This window comes from Burkholderia sp. A2 (assembly GCF_001729305.1).
Lineage (GTDB): Bacteria > Pseudomonadota > Gammaproteobacteria > Burkholderiales > Burkholderiaceae > Burkholderia > Burkholderia sola.
In genome coordinates this window covers 1-15,558 of record NZ_LZXX01000126.1, presented here as the reverse complement: position 1 = coordinate 15,558, position 15,558 = coordinate 1, and the positions used below count along the sequence as shown (strand labels likewise).

16 protein-coding genes are annotated in these 15,558 nt (G+C 69.1%); 10 read left to right on the top strand and 6 right to left on the bottom strand.

Translation table 11 applies throughout. The features are described 5' to 3' along the window. Positions 1 to 224: 224 nt before the first annotated feature. The 8 genes from A9Z05_RS28195 (at position 225) to A9Z05_RS28160 (ending at position 8,304) form a co-directional block, all read left to right on the top strand. Entirely contained in the window at positions 225 to 944 is a 720-nt protein-coding gene (locus A9Z05_RS28195; protein ID WP_069621032.1) for a nitroreductase, read from the top strand. A gap of 146 nt (positions 945 to 1,090) precedes the next feature. Then, the gene (locus tag A9Z05_RS28190; protein ID WP_069620982.1) at positions 1,091 to 1,579 is read left to right on the top strand and encodes a hypothetical protein; all 489 of its coding nucleotides are present in this window, start codon (positions 1,091 to 1,093) and stop codon (positions 1,577 to 1,579) included. Between the two features lie 5 nt (positions 1,580 to 1,584). Next, the gene (locus A9Z05_RS28185; protein WP_069620981.1) at positions 1,585 to 2,400 is read left to right on the top strand and encodes an endonuclease/exonuclease/phosphatase family protein; all 816 of its coding nucleotides are present in this window, start codon (positions 1,585 to 1,587) and stop codon (positions 2,398 to 2,400) included. Between the two features lie 306 nt (positions 2,401 to 2,706). Further along, a complete protein-coding gene (locus A9Z05_RS28180) occupies positions 2,707 to 3,477 on the top strand; it encodes a ferredoxin--NADP reductase (protein WP_050014236.1) in 771 nt (256 codons plus the stop codon). A 443-nt stretch (positions 3,478 to 3,920) separates the two neighbouring features. Beyond that, entirely contained in the window at positions 3,921 to 4,736 is an 816-nt protein-coding gene (gene rqpS / locus A9Z05_RS28175; RefSeq protein ID WP_069620980.1) for a quorum system sensor histidine kinase RqpS, read from the top strand. A 7-nt stretch (positions 4,737 to 4,743) separates the two neighbouring features. Further along, complete coding sequence (gene rqpR / locus A9Z05_RS28170; RefSeq protein WP_069620979.1) at positions 4,744 to 5,400, top strand: response regulator transcription factor RqpR; 657 nt, start codon at positions 4,744 to 4,746, stop codon at positions 5,398 to 5,400. A 215-nt stretch (positions 5,401 to 5,615) separates the two neighbouring features. After that, a complete protein-coding gene (locus A9Z05_RS28165; RefSeq protein WP_069620978.1) occupies positions 5,616 to 7,022 on the top strand; it encodes an amino acid permease in 1,407 nt (468 codons plus the stop codon). 256 nt (positions 7,023 to 7,278) lie between these two features. Next, a complete protein-coding gene (locus A9Z05_RS28160; RefSeq protein WP_069620977.1) occupies positions 7,279 to 8,304 on the top strand; it encodes an XdhC family protein in 1,026 nt (341 codons plus the stop codon). Positions 8,305 to 8,361: 57 nt separating this feature from the next. Here A9Z05_RS28160 and A9Z05_RS28155 read toward each other — a convergent pair whose 3' ends face one another. The 6 genes from A9Z05_RS28155 to fliE form a co-directional block, all read right to left on the bottom strand. Continuing rightward, the gene (locus A9Z05_RS28155; protein ID WP_069620976.1) at positions 8,362 to 9,096 is read right to left on the bottom strand and encodes a PepSY-associated TM helix domain-containing protein; all 735 of its coding nucleotides are present in this window, start codon (positions 9,094 to 9,096) and stop codon (positions 8,362 to 8,364) included. A 270-nt stretch (positions 9,097 to 9,366) separates the two neighbouring features. Next, positions 9,367 to 9,684, bottom strand: coding sequence for an EscU/YscU/HrcU family type III secretion system export apparatus switch protein (locus tag A9Z05_RS28150; protein WP_069620975.1), 318 nt, complete (start codon positions 9,682 to 9,684; stop codon positions 9,367 to 9,369). Then, positions 9,681 to 11,030, bottom strand: a complete 1,350-nt coding sequence (locus tag A9Z05_RS28145) for a flagellar hook-length control protein FliK (protein WP_069620974.1) — start codon at positions 11,028 to 11,030, stop codon at positions 9,681 to 9,683. Before A9Z05_RS28145 ends, A9Z05_RS28150 begins: the two co-directional genes overlap by 4 nt. A gap of 132 nt (positions 11,031 to 11,162) precedes the next feature. Continuing rightward, complete coding sequence (locus A9Z05_RS28140) at positions 11,163 to 11,495, bottom strand: flagellar protein FliT (RefSeq protein ID WP_069620973.1); 333 nt, start codon at positions 11,493 to 11,495, stop codon at positions 11,163 to 11,165. Beyond that, positions 11,492 to 11,926 carry a flagellar export chaperone FliS gene (gene fliS / locus A9Z05_RS28135; protein ID WP_069620972.1) on the bottom strand — a complete coding sequence of 145 codons (435 nt, stop codon included), beginning with the start codon at positions 11,924 to 11,926 and terminating at the stop codon, positions 11,492 to 11,494. The genes A9Z05_RS28140 and fliS overlap by 4 nt, the downstream gene beginning before the upstream one ends. 239 nt (positions 11,927 to 12,165) lie before the next feature. After that, the gene (gene fliE / locus A9Z05_RS28130; protein ID WP_006486991.1) at positions 12,166 to 12,510 is read right to left on the bottom strand and encodes a flagellar hook-basal body complex protein FliE; all 345 of its coding nucleotides are present in this window, start codon (positions 12,508 to 12,510) and stop codon (positions 12,166 to 12,168) included. 248 nt (positions 12,511 to 12,758) lie between these two features. Between fliE and fliF the strand changes: the two genes are divergently transcribed. Beyond that, on the top strand, positions 12,759 to 14,522 hold the full coding sequence (gene fliF, locus A9Z05_RS28125) for a flagellar basal-body MS-ring/collar protein FliF (RefSeq protein ID WP_069620971.1): 1,764 nt from the start codon (positions 12,759 to 12,761) through the stop codon (positions 14,520 to 14,522). After that, complete coding sequence (gene fliG / locus A9Z05_RS28120; RefSeq protein WP_050014223.1) at positions 14,512 to 15,507, top strand: flagellar motor switch protein FliG; 996 nt, start codon at positions 14,512 to 14,514, stop codon at positions 15,505 to 15,507. The genes fliF and fliG overlap by 11 nt, the downstream gene beginning before the upstream one ends. The last annotated feature ends 51 nt before the right edge of the window (positions 15,508 to 15,558 follow it).

Sequence of the window (15,558 nt, the reverse complement as noted above, 5' to 3'; positions counted from 1 at the left end):
ACTCATCAGACCCTTACGATTTCAGTGTAACGATCCCGCATCGCCGTGCAAGCAAGCAGCCGGGGGAGTCTGCTGCTAACAGCGCGCGCACGCTGCACGGCCGGGCGCCGCGGCGTATGATCGAACGTTCACGACGCTCGCGGCGGGCTCGCCGATCGCGCCCGCGCGCCGCTCGCACACCGCCCCGCACTTCGCCTGACGCCTCGCCGCCCGAAGGTATGCCGATGCCCGTCCCCCCCGCTTCGCCGCGCGTCGATTCCGACGCGATCCGTTCCGTCGACGCCGCGCTCAAGTCGCGTCGCGCGGTCCGCGCGTTCCTGCCGACGCCGGTGCCGCGCGACACGATCGAGGCGATCCTCGAAGCCGCGAGCCGCGCGCCGTCCGGCACCAACATCCAGCCGTGGCGCGTGTACGTCGCGACGGGCGCCACGCGCGACGCGCTCGCCGCCGCGCTCACCGCGGCCTACGACGATCCGGCGCGCGACGAGAAATACGTCGCCGAATACGACTACTACCCGCGCGAATGGGTGTCGCCGTATATCGACCGGCGCCGCAAGGTCGGCTGGGACCTGTACGGCCTGTTGAACATCCGCCGCGACGAGAAGGCGCGCATGCACGCGCAGCACGCGCGCAATTTCCGTTTCTTCGATGCGCCGGTCGCGCTGTTCTTCACGCTGGACCGGGTCATGACGCACGGCGCATGGCTCGACTGCGGGATGTTCCTGCAAGGCGTGATGACGGCCGCGCGCGCCCGCGGCCTCGATACGTGCCCGCAGGCCGCATTCGTGCCGTTTCACCGGATCGTCGCCGAACATCTCGACATCCCCGCCAACGAGCTGCTCGTCTGCGGGATGTCGCTCGGCCATGCGGATCCCGACGCGATCGAGAACCGCCTCGTCACCGAGCGCGCGAGCGTCGCCGAGTTCACGCGTTTTTTCGCTTGAAAACGCATGACGCGGCCCTACCTGTCGAGCAGGACCGCATCGTGCTGCGAACCTGTCGCGGCACGTCCCGTCACATCGCGACCGAAATCGATCGGGCGTAAGATGGGCGTCCGTTCCCCGCTATCCCGCGTTTCCGGAGACGTTTCATGCTGAAACACGGCCTGGCCGTCCTGCTTGCGAGCGTCGTGCTCGCCGCCCATGCGCAGAGCCCCGCGCCGGCCGTCGTCGCATGGGAAATCCAGGTGGTGCGCGACGGTCAGACGATCGACACGTTCCAGCAAAACACCACCGTGGGCCAGTCCCGCACCGATACCCATCGCTATCCGTCGTCCGTGCCGGTCGGCTGCGGCACTGCCGCGCGCGTCGTGCCGACCGAGCGCGCGCGCTCGGTGACGGTCGCGCCGCTCGCCGTCGACGCCGGCGCGAATACCGTGTCGCTCGGGCTCGACGTGCAGGAAACGCTCGACGACGAAAACGCGACGCGCGGCGATCCGTGCGTGCCGGCGTCGCCGCGGCAAATCGTCGCGAGCCACCCCGGCCTCGCGGTCGGCGGCGACGCGTGGACCGACTGGACGCTCGTCGAGCAGCATCCGCATCTCGTGTACCGCGTGCGTGCGCACGTCGCGAAGGATTGAACGTCATGTCCGCCGACGCCCTCTCCTTGCCGTTCGCCGAGCCGCACACCGCGCCCGACGAAATCACCGCCGTCAGCTGGAACCTGCACAAAGGGCGCTCGCCGCTCGGCTTCACCGCGTGGAACGCGATGCGCGACTGGATGCAGTCGACCCACGCCGACGTGTATTTCCTGCAGGAAGCGATGGCGCGCCGCATGCCGCGCCCGATGCTCGCACCGGGCTTCGGCGCGCCAATGGACGACACGGTCGACGACGTGTGGCATTGCCAGGCCACCGAGATCGCGCAGGCGCTCGACTGGCAGATCGCGCTCGGGCCGAACGTGTTCAAGCCGTCGTGGCGGCACGGCAACGCGATCCTGTCGCCGCATCCGCTCGACCTCGGCGGCCGCTGGGACATCTCCGCGCACCGCTTCGAGCGGCGCGGGCTGCTGGTCGCGCGCGCGACGCTCGCCGGCGCGCGCCCGGTGACGCTGCTGTGCGCGCACCTCGCGCTCACGCGCGCCGCGCGGCTGCGCCAGATGCACTGGATCGCGCACTGGATCGAGCGCAACGCGGGCGACGACCCGTTGATGCTCGCCGGCGACTTCAACGACTGGCGCAACGATTCGGTCGCGCTGTTCGGCGAGATCGGGCTGTCCGAGGTCGCGACGCTGCTCGGCGAATCGGGCCGCACGTTCCCCGCGTTCTCGCCGGCGCTCGCGCTCGACAAGATGTTCGTTCGCGGCCTGACGCCGCTCGAATGGCGCGCGCCGTCCGGCGAAGCCGCGTGGCTGTCGGACCACCTGCCGTACATCGCGCGCCTGCGCCTCGATCCGCGGTAACGCGCGCCGCCGGCCGCGGCCCGGTCACGGCGCCGCCGGAGCGCGCCGCATGGGCCGCGAATCACGCGGCCGACCACCGAAAGCATGTTGAAAGGATATGTTGCGCCAAATCCGCGCAGCCGCGGGGGTCAAGCCCGCGATCCGCGTCGACAGGGTAAAATAACGAGTTCCTCAAACGTCTGTCATCGAGAAGGCGCGTGTCCGACGCGCCAGCCGGCCGATCCGCGATCGGGCCGTCGCACTCGGTTTTTGCCCATTTTTTGGGCCCGTTACACGCGTTCGCCACGCGCGTCCGTTTTCAAAGCCATGAGCAAATACGACACCGCCACCGTCCAATCCGTCCATCACTGGACCGACACGCTTTTCAGCTTCACCTGCACCCGTGAGGCGAGCCTGCGCTTCAACAACGGCGAATTCACGATGGTCGGCCTCGAAGTCGACGGCAAGCCGCTCGCGCGCGCCTACTCGATCGTCAGCCCGAACTACGAAGAGCATCTCGAATTCTTCAGCATCAAGGTGCAGGACGGCCCGCTGACGTCGCGCCTGCAACACCTGAAGGTGGGCGACACGGTGCTGATCGGCAAGAAGCCGACGGGCACGCTGGTCGCCGACAACCTGCTGCCGGGCAAGACGCTGTGGATGCTGTCGACGGGCACGGGCCTCGCGCCGTTCATGTCGATCATCCGCGATCCGGACATCTACGACCGCTTCGACAAGGTGATCCTGACCCACACGTGCCGCCTGAAGGGCGAGCTCGCGTACATGGACTACATCAAGCACGACCTGCCGGGCCACGAGTACCTGGGCGACATCATCAAGGAAAAGCTCGTCTACTACCCGACGGTCACGCGCGAAGCGTTCGACAACGAGGGCCGGATCACTGACCTGATCGCGACGGGCAAGCTGTTCACGGATCTCGGCGTGCCGGCGTTCTCGCCGGAAAACGACCGCGTGATGCTGTGCGGCAGCACCGCGATGCTGAAGGACACGACCGAGCTGCTGAAGCAGGCCGGCCTCGTCGAAGGCAAGAACAGCGCACCGGGTCATTACGTGATCGAGCGCGCGTTCGTGGACTGATCGATCCCTTGGGGCTTGTTCCCGCCAATAACGGGCCCTCGTTGCGCGTCATCAACAACCGGAGCAAAAGCTCCGGTTTTTTTTCGTCCGGACTTGGCGAATTCGTAACAAACTGGGACCATTCCATCTCAAATAGTTACATTTTGATACGTCATCCTCGGGCGCTCGGGTGTCAGTGTTTTTCCTACAACACCTTCATTCCGATTATTCACATTTACCCTTAAATGTCCGCCCGACATGACCTTTTCAGAATTTTTGAGATATTATTCGGCGCGCGTGGTTGCCGTTTGGATGAGCTTGAAAGGGTCGGATGCAAGTGTTACAAGACGTAACTTTTGTTACCTCGGCATGGAGCGATTCTCCGGCGGCGACCGTCATCGAAACGGCAGCCAGCCCACGCAGCCAGCCGGTGTCTGAACCGCTTTCTGACAGCAGGGAGAGTCATGGATACGTCGCTTAACGCGCCCTCGGGCGCCCACGCCCCGTTCCCGTCGCGGCAGCGCATGCCTGGCTGCGCTGCTACTCCGCCGGTGGCCGACGCCGCGTCGAAACGCGACGCGTCCGCCGCACGGATCGCGGCACTTTCCGCCCAGCTTCTCGCCGCCGACGAAGCGGCCCGCCGCCATCTGGCCGGCGAGCTGCACGACGGGCTCGGCGCCGAATTGACCGCCGCCCGCTTCGCGCTCGCAAACGTTCAAACGTGGCTGCCGGCCGATGCGCCGGAAGGCTGCCTGCGCGCGCTGGCGCTGGCGCAGCAGGCGCTCGACGCCGCGACCGACGCGAATCGCCGGCTCATCGACGAGCGCGACACGCCGGCGCTGGACGCCGGCATGGTCGGCGCGCTGGCGTCGTGGATCGATACCCATGCGGCACGCACGGGCCTGCGCACGAGCTTCGTATGCGCGGCCGACGCCCGCCTGACGCAGCTCGCCGGCGCGAGCGCGCTCGCGGTGTTCCGCGTCGCGCAGGAAGCGCTGTCGAACGTCGCGAAACACGCCCGCGCGACGTCGGTCGACGTCCGGATCGCCACCGACGGCACGCACCTGTCGCTCAGTGTCGCCGACGATGGGACCGGTTTCGCCCGGCACCGCCGCAGCGGCTACGGCCTGGCCGGCATGCGCGCCCGCTGTGAGGCGTTCGGCGGCAGCTTCGAGGCGGCCGCGCCGGCCACCGGCCGCGGCACGCGCGTCACCGCACGCTTCGCGTGGGATTCGCTGCTCGCGGTGCCTGCCGCGGCACGCCGCACGTCGCTTTCGTGAGGTCGCGATGAGCCTGAACATCCTGCTCGTGGACGATCACGCGATCGTCCGGCAAGGGATCCGCCAGTTGCTGATCGACCGCGGCGTCGCGCGCGACGTGACCGAGGCCGAAAACGGCGGCGACGCGATGGCCGCCGTCGACAAGCAGGAATTCGACGTGATCCTGCTCGACATCTCGCTGCCCGACACGAACGGCATCGAGGTGCTCAAGCGCCTCAAGCGCAAGCTGACGCGCACGCCGGTGCTGATGTTCTCGATGTACCGCGAGGATCAGTACGCGGTGCGTGCGCTGAAGGCCGGCGCGTCCGGCTACCTGTCGAAGACGGTCAACGCCGCGCAGATGATCGGCGCGATCCAGCAGGTCGCGGCCGGCCGCAAGTACGTGAGCCCCGCGATGGCCGAGGCGCTCGCCGAATACGTGTCGTTCGAGAACGAGCCGCTGCCGCACGAGAAGCTGTCCGATCGCGAATACCAGACGCTCTGCATGCTCGCGTCGGGCAAGCGGCTCACCGATATCGCGAACACGCTGTCGCTGTCGGTGAAGACGGTCAGCGTGTACCGGTCGCGGCTGCTCGAGAAGATGCGGCTGTCGAACAACGCGGAACTCACGTTCTACGTGATGAGCAACCGGCTCGTCGACATGGCGCCCACGGCCGGCGCCTGATTGCCCGGCCGGCCCCGAATTCGTCCGATCCGGCGACGCGGCGAACGCCGCGCGGCGCCCGAGCGCGCCCGTGTCGCGCGCAAACGCTTGTTTTTTCGGACGATTCCGCGGCGCGCCGCTGCACCGCAACGGGGCTTGCACGCCAAATCAGCTAAAATTATCGGTTTTCACTCAGTCGGCGCGCCGTGCCTGCGCGTGCTGGCGATTCATCCGCAATGTCTCTCTTCCGCAAGAAAAACGTCGATCGCATGATCGCCGGCGCGCAAGCCGCCGGGCTCAAGAAAGCGCTCGGCGCGATCGACCTCACGTTCCTCGGCATCGGCGCGATCATCGGCACCGGCATTTTCGTGCTGACCGGCACCGGCGCCGTCCAGGCCGGCCCCGCCCTGATGCTGTCGTTCGTGATCGCCGCGATCGCGTGCGGCTTGGCCGCCTTGTCGTATGCGGAGTTCGCGTCGTCGATCCCCGTCGCCGGCTCGATCTACACGTATTCGTACGCGACGCTCGGCGAGCTCGTCGCGTGGATCATCGGCTGGGACCTGATGCTCGAGTACGGCCTCGCGTCGTCGGCCGTGTCGGTCGGCTGGTCGGGCTACCTGCAATCGCTGCTGCAGGGCTTCGGGCTGTCGCTGCCCACCGTGCTGACGGCCGCGCCCGGCGCGGTGCCCGGCGTCGCCACGTGGTTCAACCTGCCCGCGTTCCTCGTGATGATCGTGATCACGACGCTGCTGTCGATCGGCGTCCGCGAATCGACCCGCATCAACAACATCATGGTGTTCATCAAGGTGTCGGTCGTGCTGCTCGTGATCGCGGTCGGCCTGTTCCACGTGACGCCCGCGAACTGGAAGCCGTTCATGCCGCACGGCTGGAACGGCGTGTTCGGCGCGGCCGCCGTGATGTTCTTCGCGTTCATCGGCTTCGATGCGGTGTCGTCGGCGGCCGAGGAAGTGAAGAACCCGAAGCGCGATCTGCCGATCGGCATCATCGCGTCGCTCGCGGTATGCGCGGTGCTGTACGTGACGGTCGCCGCGGTCGCGACCGGCATCGTGCCGTCGGCCCAGTACGCGAACATCTCGCACCCGATCTCGTACGCGCTGCAGGTCGCCGGCGAGAAGTGGGTCGCGGGCTTCATCGATCTCGGCGCGGTGCTCGGCATGCTGACCGTGATCCTCGTGATGAGCTACGGCCAGACGCGCGTGATCTTCGCGATGTCGCGCGACGGGCTGCTGCCGGCTGCGCTGTCGCGCGTGCATCCGCGTTTTGCGACGCCGTTCCTGACCACCTGGCTGGTCGGCCTGTTCTTCGGGCTGATCGCCGCGCTCGTGCCGCTCAACGTGCTCGCCGAGCTGATCAACATCGGCACGCTCGCGGCGTTCTCGATGGTGTCGATCGCCGTGCTCGTGCTGCGCCGCACGCACCCCGAGCTGCCGCGCGCGTTCCGCTGCCCGGGCGTGCCCGTGGTGCCGATCCTCGCGGTCGCGTCGTGCCTGTTCCTGATGCTGAACCTGCAGCCCGTCACGTGGGCCGCGTTCGGCATCTGGCTCGTGATCGGCCTCGTGATCTACTTCCTGTACTCGCGGCACCACTCGAAGCTCGCGCACGGCCATCCCGACGCGCACTGAGCGCCGTTCATGGCGCGCCTTCCGCGGTGCGCCATGACAAATCGCACGCGGGGCCCGTAGCGGCCCCGCACGCGTCCTTTCCCCGAACCGTCCGCCCGCGCGCGATCACTGTCCGATCGTCGCGATCTCTTGCCCGATCCTCCGGATTTGCCGGCGCCGGCCAGCGCGCCGCCTGCACGCGCGCGCCGGCCGGTTCATAATCCCGCCATCGAACGACGGCGCCGCGCGGCGCGCCGTCCGGCAACAGGAAAACACGATGGAAAGCGTCGATCTCGATGTACTGAAATCCAGCGCGCGCTGGCTCGAAGAAGGGCGCCGCGTGCTGCTCGTGACGGTCGTGAAGACGTGGGGCTCGTCGCCGCGCCCCGAAGGCGCGATGCTCGCGGTGCGCGAGGACGGCCTGGTGGTCGGGTCCGTGTCCGGCGGATGCATCGAGGACGACCTGATCGCCCGCGTGCATGCGAGCGGCATCGCGGCCGATGCGCGGCCGGAAGCGCTCAAGTACGGCGTGACGGCCGAGGAGGCGCACCGCTTCGGGCTGCCGTGCGGCGGCACGATCCAGCTCGTGCTCGAACCGCTCACGCGCGACAGCGGGATCGCCGCGCTGTGCGCCGAAGTCGAGGCCGGCCGCCTCGTCACGCGCACGATGACGCTCGCGACCGGCCGCGCGTCGCTGTCGCCCGCGCAGGCGACCGACGGGCTCGCGTTCGACGGCGAACGGCTCGTGACGATCCACGGGCCGCGCTACCGGATGCTCGTGATCGGCGCCGGCCAGTTGTCGCGCTATCTGTGCCAGATCGCGGTCGGGCTCGACTATCAGGTGACGGTATGCGATCCGCGCGACGAATACACGGATGCGTGGGACGTGCCGCTCACGCGCGTCGTGCATACGATGCCCGACGATACGGTGCTCGACATGAAGCTCGATGCGCGTTCGGCCGTGATCGCGCTCACGCACGACCCGAAGCTCGACGATCTCGCGCTGATGGAGGCGCTGAAGACGCCCGCGTTCTACGTGGGCGCGCTCGGCTCGCGACGCAACAACGCGGCGCGGCGCGAGCGGCTGCGCGAATTCGATCTGAGCGAAGGAGAACTGGCCCGTCTGCACGGGCCGGCGGGCATTTACATCGGCAGCCGGACGCCGCCGGAAATCGCGATCTCGATTCTCGCGGAGATCACCGCCGCGAAGAACAACGTGTCGCTGCCGACGATCCTGCAGGTCGAAGGCGCGAAGGCCGCGCGCGAAATCGCGGCGAACAGCGGCGCGGCCTGCGGGCTCTGACCCGCGGCGGCGGGCGGCCGCGCGTGCGGGCGCTGGCCCGGCCGGCGCGACCGTCGGTCAGGTCAGGCCGGCAGCCAGCGCGGCGGCGACCGAACCCACCACCAGCACGACGCCGACCGTGCGGCGCTTGTTCAGCTCGGTCCACAGCAGCACGCCCGTCAGCGACAGCAGGATCAGCGAGCCCGCGATCGTATCCATCAGCAGCACCCAGCCGAGATTCATCCCGACGCCGCGATGCAGGTTGTTCAGCGTCGTCAGGAACGTGTTGCCCGTGCGCTTCACCGACACGTAGCCGTTGCCGACCCAGTATTCGCCCTGCAGGTTCTGGTGCGGCCCGAATACGCCGAATTGCCAGTGCTCGGGCTGCATCACGCGCTTGTCGCCCCACGCGACGGCCTGCGCGGGCTCCTTGCGCATGCGTCCCGGCTTGCCGTCGAAATGCAGCTCCTGCTGGAGCCACTTCGTCATCGCGGCGGGCGTCTTCGGCACCGGATCCGGCAGCGCGATCTGCATCTCCTCGACCTGCGGCTCGCCGGTCGAGATCTTCAGCGGCGGCGCGCGGTGGTTCAGCACCACGCCCGTCACGCCGAACAGCAGCCCGAGCACCGCGCCCCACAGCCCGACCCAGCCGTGCACCTTGCGCAGCCACTTGATGAAGGTCGCGCGGCGCGAGCGCTGACGGCGTGCGGCCAGCTCGTCGGCGTTCAGCGGGCGGCCCGCCGGGTGCAGCACGGTGACGCCGGCGCGCGGCATGCCCGTCTTGGGCGGGTCGATCGTTTCAGGCGCGTTCACGCGAAGGTATCCATTCGTTCAAAACGACGGGCGGCGCGCAGGGAATGCGCGCCGCCCGGGCAACATGAAAATGAGAATGGATATCATTACATAAATCGGAAGGCGGCTCAATCCGTGCGCGTACGGAGCGGCAGGTTCAGTGCGCGCGCGAACGCGCAAGAAAAGGCATGCGTTGCGACACGATGCCGGTCGATAGACGCAAAATGCCGGCGGAATGATCCCGCTGACCACGGACAGCCATCCGTCAGAAGCCGCCCGACGGCAGGCCGTTCAGCGCAGCGGCGGCAACGGGAAACGCGGCGCGGCGTCGTTCGGCGCAGGCTCGGTGCGATCGAGCGCGTACAGCCACGCGAGCAGGTCGGCGACTGCCTGATAGAGCTGCGGCGGAATCCGGTCGTCGAGATCGACCTGCATCAGCAGCGACACCATCTCCGGCGCCGTGTGCACGTACAGCCCCGCATCGTGCGCGCGCGCGACGATCATCTCGGCGAGCACGCCATAGCCCTTGGCGACCACGCGCGGCGCCGCGTCGCCGCCTTTCGGGTCGTAGACGAGCGCGGCCGCGCGCTTGCGGGACGTCATGCTCATCGCAGCGCCTCGTCATCGTCGCCCGGCACCCGCAGGCCGGGGCCGCCGGCCGCGCCGCGCGCATACGCGGCGGCGGCTGCCTGGGCGGCGAACAGGTCGAAGCCGTCCGGCCCGTCGTCGACCGCGCGGATCGACAACCCGCCCACCTTGAGCCCCGAGCCTTCGAGCCGCTGCCGCAGCGCGGCTTCGTGGCGTGTGAGACGGTCGGCGCCCGTCTGGTTCGCGCGCAGCCGGGCGACGAGCTGCGCGCCGTTCAGCACCAGTTCGGCATCGACCGTGCCGAGCGACGGCAGCGTCAACGTGAGGCGCGTGCGCCACGCGATGCCGTCGCCGGCGTCGCCGCCGCCGCGAGGCGCGCGGTGGCCCGGCTCGTCGGGTTCGATCGTCCAGTCGAGCCGCGCGCCGGGCCACGCCTCGCCGGTCCAGCGAAACTGGTCGGTCGCGAGCGCATCGAGTTGCTGCCGAACGAGCGGCACGGCGGCCGGATGCACGGTCGCGAGCGGCTGCGCCTGCGGATCGGACGAGGCGGCGGCCGGCTCGGCGCGCGCGAGCGGCCAGCGCGTATCGGCGTGCGCAGCCAGCGGATCGGCGGTATCGGGCGGCAACGACGCGCCCGCCCGGGTCGATGCCGGTGCGGCCTGCGCGGGGTCGCGCGCCGGTGCGCCGCCCGGGACCGGCGATGGCGCACTGGCCCGCGCGGCGGCCGGCGGCGGCGGGCGCTGCGCGAGCAGTTCGTCGAGCACGTCGGTCGATTCGTGCGGGACGGCTGCCGGGTCGGCCGGCGCGAGCGCGGTCGCGAGACGTGCCTGCGGCTCGCGCATCAGCGCCGCGAGCGGACGCTGGCCGGCCAGCCATTGCGCGAGATGGGATTCGTAGAAGAGGCCGCTTTCGCTCACGGCCTGCGCCAACGCCGCACGCAACGTCGCGACCGGCGGCGGCGCGGCCGCGCCGCGCACTGCCGTGGCGGACGACGCAGGATCGGCAGCCGGCGTGGAAGACGCTGCGGGACCGGGCGCAGCGGGCGCGCGCGCCGGCACCGGCGTATCGGTGAGCAGCACGGCGGGATCGGCAAGCAGCGGGAGCCGGCCGACGATCGCCGGCGTTGCATCGCCGCCCGAGCGCGAGATCGCGTCGAGCACGCGTCCGACATCGGACAGCGCGGTCTGCGTGGAAGCCGGCGGCGCGGCGGGCGGGCTGCCGGCCGGCAGCGGGGACGACGCGCCGGCGCCCGGCGTGCCGACCTGCGCGGTCGCGCCGCCGCCGGCGGGCGCCGATACGGTGTCGGTCAGCAGGCTGTCGAGGCGGCTCGCCAGCAGCGCGGCCGCAACGGAGTCGATACCGGTCATGATCGGAGCCTGCTCACCTCAGCCAGCTGGTTGCGAATCCGGGCACGGCACGCCGGTGCCGCCCACGGGAACAGCGCGCGCCGCGTGCGGCGCCGGCCCGGGCGCCTTGCGCCGGTCGCCCGGCACGCGGCCCTACCCGCGCGCGCGATAGAGATCGGTCAATACCTGGGTCGAGCGCCGCGCCTCGAACAGCGCGGACAGCCGCGCGACGTCCGGGCTCGCGAGATCGCGGATCGCGGCGTCGTCGGCGAGGATGCGGCGGATCAGGTCGAGCTTGCGGCCGAGATCCGATTCGTCGAGCACGACGCCGGGATCGGCCTCCTTCAACCCGTCGACGAGCTGCATGAATTCGGCCTGCAACTCCGGCAACGCGTTCCAGTCGGCGCCGCGCGCGGCGCACAGCATCCGGCCCGACACGGCGGCGAGCGCCTCGTAACGCGCGAAGTATTCGGCCTTGTGATTCATCGTGATGCTTCCGCTACCTGTTGCGCGGCCATCCGCGCGACTTCCGGGGCGATGCCCGTCCATGCTTCCTCGAGCGTCGCGAGCAGGCCGTCGACCTCGACCAGCATCGCGTCGTTCGCCTGCGCATTCGCTTCCAGCAGGCGCCGGCCGATATACGCGTACAGCGCATTGAGCCGTTCGGCGATCTCGCCGCCCGCGTCGCGGTTCAGCGACGCCTGCAGGCCGCTCTCGACGATCCGGATCGCCTTGCCGATCGCTTCGCCGCGCCCGGCGACGTTGTCCTGCTGCAAATGCATGCGCGCCAGCGCGATCGCCTGCCGCGCGCCCTGGTACAGCATCGCGATCAGCCGGTGCGGGGAGGCGCCCATCACCCCGGTCTCGACGCCGACACGCGCGTACGCACTGGCTCCAGCGTGTCCTGGGGAAAACATGCGCTTCTCCTCGTTATTTGCGTTGGCTAGTCGGGAACCGCCGCCGTGTGTCGCACGGTGCGGCTTTCACCGGAGTTATCGGAAGGGATTTGAAAAGCTTTAGGCGCGCGGGGCTGCCGCCGGGCGTCCGATGCCGGCTCGCCGGCCCCGTTGCGCAAGCCCGGAACTGTCCCTGGATGCCCGTCGCCGGTTAGCCGTCCCCGAATGCCCGCCCCGGATGCCCGTCGCGTGACGGCCCCTCACACGGACATCTGCATGATGTCGTTGTAAGCGCTCACTAGCTTGTTGCGGACCTGGAGCCCGAACTGGAAGCCGATATTGGCTTTCTGCATGTCGACCATCACGTCGTTCAGCGAGATGTTCGGCGCGCCGACCTCGAACGCCTTCGCCTCGCCGAGCGCGTGCTGCTGGTCGCCGCTGATCTTGTCGAGCGACGCCTTCATCGCGCTCGCGAACGTGCCGGCCGTCGCCGCGCCCGAGCCGGCCAGCGCCGCCGTCGGGCTCGCGACGCCGCCGGACGCCTGCGCGGCCATCGACTGCATCTGTTGCAACACCGAACCGATTCCGCTGACGTTCGCAGTCATGCTGTCCCCAGACATAGAGAAGAGACCCGGACGCACCGGGCGACCCGCCGGCGCCGCACCACGCGCACCATGCCGGATCGCGAAAAAGGATAGCAGCGCGGCGCGCGTCAAAGCCGCGAAAGTACGGGGGAAACCCCGCTCTTTTCGGACGATCGGAGTGCGCCGCGGGTCACGATAATCGCATCGTGTCATTGTCCGCCCGCTCGTCCGAGCGAGCTCAGTCGTCCCGCTCCGGAGAAACTCGACGCATGGATTCGCAGGCCAACTCGCTGATCAACCCAGACGCCCGCGCGGGCCTCAGCCCGGCGCCAGGCGCCGCCGCGGCCGCCGCGTTGCCGGGCGCGGGCGGCGCAGGCGCGGACTTCGGGCTTGGCGGCTTCGCCGAACGCATTCCCGGCATCTCGCGGATGAAGGGCAACCCGAAGCTGCCGTTCGTGATCGCCGTCGCGTTCGCGATCGCCGCGATCACCGCGCTCGTGCTGTGGAGCCGGGCCCCCGACTACCGCGTGCTGTACAGCAACCTGTCGGACCGCGACGGCGGCGCGATCATCGCCGCGCTCCAGCAGGCAAACGTCCCCTACAAGTTCGCCGATGCCGGCGGCGCGATCCTCGTGCCGTCGAACCAGGTGCACGAGACGCGCCTGAAGCTCGCCGCGATGGGGCTGCCGAAGGGCGGCTCGGTCGGCTTCGAGCTGATGGACAACCAGAAATTCGGCATCAGCCAGTTCGCCGAGCAGATCAACTACCAGCGCGCGCTCGAAGGCGAGCTGCAGCGCACCATCGAATCGATCAATGCCGTGCGCGGCGCGCGCGTGCATCTCGCGATCCCGAAGCCGTCGGTGTTCGTGCGCGACAAGGAAGCGCCGAGCGCGTCGGTGTTCGTCGACCTCTACCCGGGCCGCGTGCTCGACGACGGCCAGGTGCAGGCGATCACGCGGATGGTGTCGTCCGGCGTGCCCGACATGCCGGCCAAGAACGTGACGATCGTCGACCAGGACGGCAACCTGCTGACCCAGACCGCGTCCGCGTCCGGCCTCGACGCAAGCCAGCTCAAGTACGTGCAGCAGGTCGAGCACAACACGCAGAAGCGCATCGACGCGATCCTCGCGCCGATCTTCGGCGCCGGCAACGCGCGCTCGCAGGTCAGCGCGGATCTCGATTTCTCGAAGATCGAGCAGACGTCCGAAAGCTACGGCCCGAACGGCAATCCGCAGCAATCCGCGATCCGCAGCCAGCAGACCAGCAGCTCGACCGAGCTCGCGCAGGGCGGCGCGTCGGGCGTGCCGGGCGCGCTGTCGAACACGCCGCCGCAGCCGGCTTCCGCGCCGATCGTCGCCGGCAACGGCCAGAACGCGCCGCAGACCACGCCGGTCAGCGACCGCAAGGACCAGACGACCAACTACGAGCTCGACAAGACGATCCGCCATACCGAACAGCCGATGGGCAGCGTGAAGCGGCTGTCGGTCGCGGTCGTCGTCAACTACCAGCCGGTCGCCGACGCGAAGGGCCACGTCACGATGCAGCCGCTGCCGCCCGCGAAGCTCGCGCAGGTCGAACAGCTCGTGAAGGATGCGATGGGCTACGACGCGAAGCGCGGCGACTCGGTGAACGTCGTGAACAGCGCGTTCTCGACCGCGAGCGACCCGTATGCCGACCTGCCGTGGTGGCGCCAGCCCGACGTGATCGCGATGGCGAAGGAAGCCGCGAAGTGGCTCGGCATCGCGGCGGCCGCGGCGGCGCTCTACTTCATGTTCGTGCGCCCGGCGATGCGGCGCGCGTTCCCGCCGCCCGAGCCGGCCGCGCCGGCGCTCGCGGCGCCGGAAGACACGGTCGCGCTCGACGGCCTGCCCGCGCTGGAGAAGGCGGCCGACGAACCCGATCCGCTGCTGCTGGGCTTCGAAAACGAGAAGAACCGCTACGAACGCAACCTCGACTACGCGCGCACGATCGCCCGCCAGGATCCGAAGATCGTCGCCACCGTCGTGAAGAACTGGGTGTCCGATGAACGCTGAAGGCTTGACCAAGAGCGCGCTGCTGCTGATGTCGATCGGCGAGGAAGAGGCCGCGCAGGTATTCAAGTTCCTCGCGCCGCGCGAGGTCCAGAAGATCGGCGTGGCGATGGCCGCGCTGAAGAACGTCACGCGCGAGCAGGTCGAGGACGTGCTGCAGGAGTTCGTGAAGGAGGCCGAGCAGCACACCGCGCTGTCGCTCGATTCCAACGAGTACATCCGCTCGGTGCTGACGAAGGCGCTCGGCGAGGACAAGGCCGGCGTGCTGATCGACCGCATCCTGCAGGGCAGCGACACGAGCGGCATCGAGGGCCTCAAATGGATGGATTCGGCCGCGGTGGCCGAACTGATCAAGAACGAGCATCCGCAGATCATCGCGACGATCCTCGTGCACCTCGACCGCGACCAGGCCTCCGAAATCGCGTCGTGCTTCACCGAACGGCTGCGTAACGACGTGCTGCTGCGGATCGCGACGCTCGACGGCATCCAGCCGGCCGCGCTGCGCGAGCTCGACGACGTGCTGACGGGCCTGCTGTCCGGCAGCGACAACCTGAAGCGCAGCCCGATGGGCGGCATCCGCACCGCGGCCGAGATCCTGAACTTCATGACGAGCGTGCACGAGGAAGGCGTGCTCGAAAGCGTGCGCCAGTACGACGCCGATCTCGCGCAGAAGATCATCGACCAGATGTTCGTGTTCGAGAACCTGCTCGACCTCGAGGATCGCGCGATCCAGATGATCCTCAAGGAAGTCGAGTCGGAAACGCTGATCATCGCGCTGAAGGGTGCGCCGCCCGCGCTGCGCCAGAAGTTCCTCGCGAACATGTCGCAGCGCGCGGCCGAGCTGCTCGCCGAGGATCTCGACGCGCGCGGCCCGGTACGCGTGTCCGACGTCGAGACGCAGCAGCGCCGCATCCTGCAGATCGTGCGCAACCTGGCCGAGAGCGGCGCGATCGCGATCGGCGGCAAGGCGGAAGACGCGTATGTCTGATTCGGCGAGCGATCGCGTGGGCACCCTCACCGCGTACCAGCGGTGGGAGAT